Origin of the sequence: Bradyrhizobium sp. (assembly GCF_049798375.1) — a bacterium.
Taxonomy (GTDB): Bacteria; Pseudomonadota; Alphaproteobacteria; order Rhizobiales; family Xanthobacteraceae; genus Bradyrhizobium.
In genome coordinates, this window is record NZ_JBARGP010000296.1 from 1 (window position 1) to 7,011 (window position 7,011).

Consider the following 7,011-nt stretch of genomic DNA (forward strand, 5'->3'; position numbering starts at 1 on the left):
CGAGCGGACGCGGCTTGTCGTAGCCCATGTAGACGGCGACCGCGAGATCCGGCGAGAAGCCGACGAACCAGGCGTCCTTGGCTTCGTTGGTGGTGCCGGTCTTGCCGGCGATCGGCTTGCCGACCTCCTTCAGCACGGTGGCGGTGCCAGCCTGGACCACGCCTTCCAGCATCGAGGTGATCTGGTAGGCGGTCATGGTGTCCAGCACCTGCTCGCGACGGTCGACGAGCTGCGGCTCCGACTGGTTGTGCCAGCCGTCCGGCGCGTCGCAGCCGCGGCACTCGCGGGCGTCGTGCTTGAAGATGGTGTGGCCGTAGCGGTCCTGGATGCGGTCGATCAGGGTCGGTTTCACCCGGCGGCCGCCATTGGCGAGCATCGAATAGGCCGTGACCATCCGCATCGTGGTGGTTTCACCGGCGCCGAGTGCATAGGACAGATAGTTCGGCAGCTCGTCATAGACCCCGAAGCGCTTGGCGTATTCGGAGATCAGGGGCATGCCGATGTCCTGCGCGAGGCGCACCGTCACGGTGTTCAGCGACAGCCGCAACGCGTTGCGCAGCGTGGTCGGTCCGAGATACTTGCCGCTCGAGAAATTGTCCGGACGCCAGGTTCCGCCGCCCTGCCCTTGGTCGATCTCGATCGGCGCGTCCACCACCTGGGTCGACGGCGTGTAGCCGTTGTCGAGCGCCGACGAATAGACGATCGGTTTGAACGACGAGCCCGGCTGCCGATAGGCCTGGGTGGCGCGGTTGAACTGGCTCTGGTCGAACGAGAAGCCGCCAACCATGGCCAGCACGCGGCCAGTGTTCGGATCCATCGCCACCATGGCGCCGGAGACCTCAGGCAACTGCTCCAGTCGGTACTGGCCCTCGACCGGATTGCCTTCCTTGTAGAGCGGATCGGCGTAGATCACGTCGCCCGGCTGCAGCACCTGCGAGACCGAGGTCGGCGTCCGGCCGCGCCCGTTGCCGGATGAAGCGCGCGCCCATTTGACGCCATCGACCGTGATCAGGCCGGTCTGCCGTTCCTTGCTGATCGCGCCACCGAGTTCATGCCCCGGCTGGAACCCGATTCGCGCCGACTGCTCGCTGGTTTCCAGCACCACGGCCATCCGCCATGGAGAGATGTCGGTGAGCGACTTGATGTCGGCGAGCTTGACGCCCCAGTCCCCGGAGATGTCGAGCTTGCTGACCGCGCCGCGGTAGCCTTGCTCCTGATCATATTTCACCAGGCCGGCCACCATGGCCTTGCGCGCCATCACCTGGACCTTCGGATCAAGCGTGGTGTGGACCGAGAGCCCACCCTCATAGAGCTTCTTCTCGCCATAGCGCTCGAACAAATCGCGACGGACCTCCTCGGCGAAATATTCGCCTGCGAAGGTGTGGGCGCCGTTGTTGCGGCTGGCCACGGTCAGCGGGTCCTTGCGCGCCTTGTCGGCGTCGGCCTTGCTGATCCAGCCGTTCTCCTGCAGGCGGTCGACCACGTAATTGCGCCGCTCGATCGCGCGGTCATGGTTGCGGATCGGATGCAGGCTGCCCGGCATCTTGGGCAGCGCGGCGAGATAGGACGCCTCGGCGACCGTGAGCTCGTTGACCGATTTGTCGAAATAGACCAGCGAGGCCGCCGCCACGCCATAGGCGCCCGATCCCAGATAGATCTCGTTCAGATAGAGCTCGAGAATCTTGTCCTTGGAATACGCGCGCTCGATTCGCATCGCGAGCAGCGCTTCCTTGATCTTGCGTGTGAACGACACTTCGTTGGTCAGCAGGAAGTTCTTGGCGACCTGCTGAGTGATGGTCGAGGCGCCCTGCGGACGGCGGTTGGAACCGAAGTTCTGCAAGAACACGACGGCCGCGCGCGCCATGCCGGTGTAGTCGATGCCGCCGTGCTCGTAGAAATTCTTGTCCTCCGCGGCCAGGAATGCGTTGATCACGAGCTTCGGCACGGCCTGGATCGGCAGATAGAGCCTGCGTTCCTTGGCGTATTCGCCAACCAGGGAACCGTCGACCGCGTGCACGCGGGTCATCACCGGCGGCTCATAGTCCTGCAGCTGCGAGTAATCAGGCAGGTCTTTGGAGAAGTGCCAGATCAGGCCGGCTGCCGCGGCGACGCCGACCAGGAAAACCACTGTGCCGGCGGCAAACAGGAAGCCCAAAAACCGGACGATGAAGCGCATAGGCGAATATCCGTTCCAAACTTTTGTTCAACGCTCGGCTGGGCGCACCGCGCCGCGAGGGACGCATTTGATCAAAACCGCGCGGGTATCAGCGCGAGCCGCATCAGGGACCTCGCCCTGCAGGCCATCATAAGTCGATCGAGGGAAAATCTCACCCGATTCCAAGCATCTTGCGGGTCAGTTTATAGGGCGGTTGCTGTGGCCAAACTAGGGCTTTGCGCGCACACCGGGCTTCTCGGGGCGCTCACCCGCAGCCGTCGCTATCCGCTTGGCCAGGAAGGAATCGATGGCGCGCGCCATCGCCTCCGCCGTCCGCCCTCGCCAGGCCTCCGAGACCAGGTGCTCCATATCCGCCTTGTTGGAGGTATAGCCGAGCTCCACCAGCACCGACGGCACGTCCGGCGCCTTTAGAACCCGGAATCCGGCCGACTTCAACGGCCGCTTATGCAGCGGCGTCGCGGGCCTCATGTCGGTCATCAACAGACGCGCGAACCTATTGGAAAATGTGCGGGTTTCCCGCCTGACCAGATCGATCAGGATGTCGGCGACGTCGGTCGGCTCGTCGGTCAAATTGATGCCGGCGATGGCGTCCGCGCGGTTTTCGGCATCTGCCAGGTGCTCGGCCTCGGCGTCGGACGCCTTGTCGGACAGTGTATAGATGGTCGCGCCCTGGGCCTCCCCCTCCTTGCGCGGCAGCGCATCGGCATGGATCGAGACGAACAGGGACGCCGACTGGTTGCGGGCGATACGCACGCGGTCGTCCAGAGGGATAAAGGTGTCGTCGGATCGGGTCATCACCACCCGGTATTTGCCGGTCCGCTCCAGGCGGTCGCGCAAGGCGAGACCGAACGCCAGCACGACCTCTTTCTCGGGAACCTCGCCACCGGACTGGGTGCCATTGTCGACCCCGCCATGGCCGGGATCGATGACCACGACAGGCCGCGAATCCGGCGCGGCGTTCGGCGGCGCCGCGTTGGCCGGCAGCATTGCCGATGGCGGCTGGATGGTCGGCGGGCCCGACGGAATGGTCGCTGTCACAGTGACGCCAGGCGTAGATGTCTGCGGGTCCTGGCCGTCGGCACCGAGCGACCTGGCGAAGCTCGCCTGGTCGACCTCTTCGAGCTCCAGCACCAGCCGCGGCGGCTGGCCATTGGCCGAATCGAGCACCGACGCGTTGGCGATGCGGACCGGCCCCGTGAGATCGAACACAATCCGGGAGCCGCCGGGCATCACCAGGCCGTAACGGAACGCCTTGACCAGGCCACGCCCGCCGCCGGTCCCGATCCCGGTTGGCAGATGAAAGCTGACCTGGGGCAGATCCACCACCACGCGAAAAGGGTCGCTGAGCACGAAGGCCCGGAACTGAACCGGCTTGTCGAGATCGAGCACGAAGCGTGTCTGGCGAGAATCACCCGCCAGACGCGCGTCGGAGGCGATGGGGTAGGCCGGCATCTGCACCGGCAGTTGCCCCGGCGCAACCGCCATCGTCTGCGCGCGGAGCCCAGCACCGCCGCACCATAACATTTCCGTGACGCACAGCAGTGCGCATCCCAGTAAAAAGGGGTGATTTGCCCGGCCAGCCAACGAATCCGTGCCTCCGCGCCGCTTCCTTACCGCAACCAAATCGAGGGGTTAACCGCCAACTCCAGCATTTCTCTTAAAACCGATCGATTGTTGCAGCCCCGCGACGCTTCCCTTGCACCCTCCCCCCAATCCACGTATGTACGGAGGGCTGAAGGCTAATACTTACGGCCAGTTGTGTCGCGTTCAGCCTCCCGGTGCAACGCCGGAAACTTTCGGGGTTCGAGAATTGCAACCCCAGGGATTCCAGCGCCGTATCCGTTCTCTACCGTCTGACCAGCGCGGATCGCGCGGCCGGAAGGTGGAAGCGGGTTCGCTGCCCGCGCGAGGCCGGTTTTCAGGGCGACTCGTTACAGAGGATTGCCCGGGAATCGAGCCGGACACGGCATAGCTGGATACCTGACCTCGACGGGGCGGTATCCGATCAAAGGCACGCGTTTCGGCGCGATCTGGCCTTCAGCAAAAGAGAAGCGGCACTTGTGGCCGCCACGTGTTCCAGACGGGCCGACGCTTGATGCGCCAGACTGTATTGCCGACCAAGACCAGCGGGAGATCCGTGCCGCAGCGGGGCCAAGCCCACGCCCGGCCGATGACACCGCAGGCACCGGGCTCGGCACGGCGCGACCGTTTGCGTTTAGGCCTTCCCCTCACCCCCGAATCAGGTGGACCGTCGCACCGTCCGACAGCGCGTCACGCGCTCGCGGCCCAACGCGCCCGTCGCCTCCAAGAGTTCCAATATGCCCAACAAGATGTTGATCGATGCTACCCACCCGGAAGAGACCCGGGTCGTTGTCGTTCGCGGCAACCGCGTCGAGGAATTTGATTTCGAGACTGCCCAGCGCAAGCAACTGCGCGGCAATATCTACCTCGCCAAGGTCACGCGGGTCGAACCCTCGCTCCAGGCCGCCTTCGTCGAATATGGCGGCAACCGCCACGGCTTCCTCGCCTTCAGTGAAATTCACCCGGATTATTATCAGATCCCGGTCGCCGACCGTCAGGCGCTGATCGAGGCCGAAGAACGCGCGCACCGCGAGGCCGAGGAAGAGAACGAGAACCGCTCGAATCGCCGCCGCAACCGGCATCGCAGCTCGCGCCGCCGTGGCAGCGGAGACCGCGTGCAGAGCGAGATCGTCGAGGCTGCGGCACCGCCGCCCGACGGCCATGAGCACGAAGGTCACGAGCACGAGGGCCACGAGGCGCATACGTCCGAGGCTCACGCCTATGACAGTGAGCATGGCGATCACGCCGACGGCTTCGGCGAGGCGTATGCCGAGCACCACACCCATCACCATGATGACGACGATCATCATGAGGACGAGCACGCACATGGCGATGATCATCACGAGGATGATCACCATGATGACGAGCACCGTGATAACGATCATTACGAGCCGGCCGATCGGGCTGCGCCCGAGCCGGTGGCGGCCGGCGAACCGGCCGAGACGCCGGTTGTCATCTCCGAGGAGCCGGCTCCTGCCCTGATCGCGGCGCATGGGCCGCACGCGCATGAGGACGACGAGCACGCCCATGCCGAGCACGAGCACGACGAATATCACGATCATGACAACCACCATGAGCATGACGAGCAGCCGGGTCGTGATGCTGTCGCAGCGGACAGTGAAGCCGTTGCCGAACAGGAAGGCAACGAGGTCACCATCGTCCCGGCGGACGAAAACGGCGCCGCGCATGGCGACGAGCACGACGACGAGGACGACGAGGCCGAGGAAGAGCACGTCGAATCCGTCGGCGGCGACGACGTGCTGGAGGAAGTGCCGGAGCGCACCTTCCGACCGCGCCGTCAGTATAAGATCCAGGAGGTCATCAAGCGCCGCCAGGTGATGCTGGTGCAGGTGGTCAAGGAAGAGCGCGGCAACAAGGGCGCGGCGCTGACGACCTATCTGTCGCTCGCCGGCCGCTATGCCGTGCTGATGCCCAACACCGCGCGTGGCGGCGGCATCAGCCGCAAGATCACCTCGGCGCAGGACCGTTCGCGGCTCAAGGAAGTGGTGCAGGATCTCGACGTGCCCGAGGGCATGGGCGTCATCCTGCGTACCGCGGGCGCCAACCGCACCAAGCCCGAGATCAAGCGCGACTTCGAATATCTGCTGCGGCTGTGGGAAACCGTCCGCGACATGACGCTGAAGTCGCAGGCGCCGACCCTGGTCTATGAAGAAGGCTCGCTGATCAAGCGCTCGCTGCGCGACCTCTACAACAAGGAGATCGACGAAATCCTGGTTGCCGGCGAGGAAGGTTACCGCGAAGCGCACGATTTCATGAAGATGCTGATGCCGTCCAATGTGCGGGCGGTGAAGCAGTATCGCGACGGCCAGCCGCTGTTCTCGCGAATGGGGGTCGAAAGCCAGCTCGACGCGATGTTCTCGCCAACCGTGCAGCTGCGGTCCGGCGGCTATATCGTCCTCAATCAGACCGAGGCCCTGGTCTCGATCGACGTCAATTCCGGCCGCGCCACCCGCGAGCACCATATCGAGGACACCGCGCTCAAGACCAATCTCGAAGCCTCCGAGGAAGTCGCCCGCCAGCTTCGCCTGCGCGACCTCGCCGGGCTGATCGTCATCGACTTCATCGACATGGACGAGAAGCGCAACAACCGCGCGGTCGAACGCAAGCTCTCCGACTGCCTGCGGCAGGACCGCGCCCGCATCCAGGTCGGCCGTATCTCGCATTTCGGCCTGCTGGAGATGTCGCGCCAGCGTATCCGCGCCAGCGTGCTGGAGAGCTCGACCGAGCCGTGCCCGCAATGCGGCGGCACTGGCCATGTGCGCTCAGTGTCCTCGGTGGCGCTGCAGCTGCTGCGCAGCCTGGAAGAGACGCTGATGAAAGGCGCGACCCACAATCTCGTGGTCCGCACCCGCACCGAGGTCGCGCTCTACGTGCTGAACCACAAGCGCGGCCATCTGCGCGATCTCGAGAACAGCTTCAAGGTTGCGCTCGCGGTCATCGCCGACCCGACCGTCAGCGCCCAGCAGTCGTTCGTGATCGATCGCGGCGAGCAGGTGCACACGCTGGAGGCTGCCAAGGCGCTGCTGGTGGCGCAGGCTTCCGCGCCGTCGCTGGTCGCCGAAGAGGTCTATGACGAGGACGAGCCGTTCGACGTCGAGACCGAATCCGAGGTCGAGACCGACGAGAGCGAGGCGCTGACAGACGATGCGGCCGGCGACAGCGAGCGTGACGGACAGCGGCGCAAGCGGCGCCGGCGTCGGCGCGGCCGGGGCGAGGCGCGCGAAGGCGCAGCG

3 protein-coding genes are annotated in these 7,011 nt (G+C 65.1%); 1 reads left to right on the top strand and 2 read right to left on the bottom strand.

Translation table 11 applies throughout. The features are described 5' to 3' along the window. Nucleotides 1-2,176: penicillin-binding protein 1A (locus WA702_RS12715; RefSeq protein WP_425110878.1), on the bottom strand; the 2,176-nt coding region annotated here is incomplete at its 3' end. A 207-nt stretch (nt 2,177-2,383) separates the two neighbouring features. Beyond that, nucleotides 2,384-3,661, bottom strand: a complete 1,278-nt coding sequence (locus WA702_RS12720; RefSeq protein ID WP_425110879.1) for an N-acetylmuramoyl-L-alanine amidase — start codon at nt 3,659-3,661, stop codon at nt 2,384-2,386. A gap of 833 nt (nt 3,662-4,494) precedes the next feature. On the opposite strand from WA702_RS12720, the gene WA702_RS12725 reads away from it, so the two are divergent. Continuing rightward, a partial coding sequence (locus tag WA702_RS12725) for an Rne/Rng family ribonuclease (RefSeq protein ID WP_425110880.1) occupies nt 4,495-7,011 on the top strand: 2,517 nt, incomplete at its 3' end.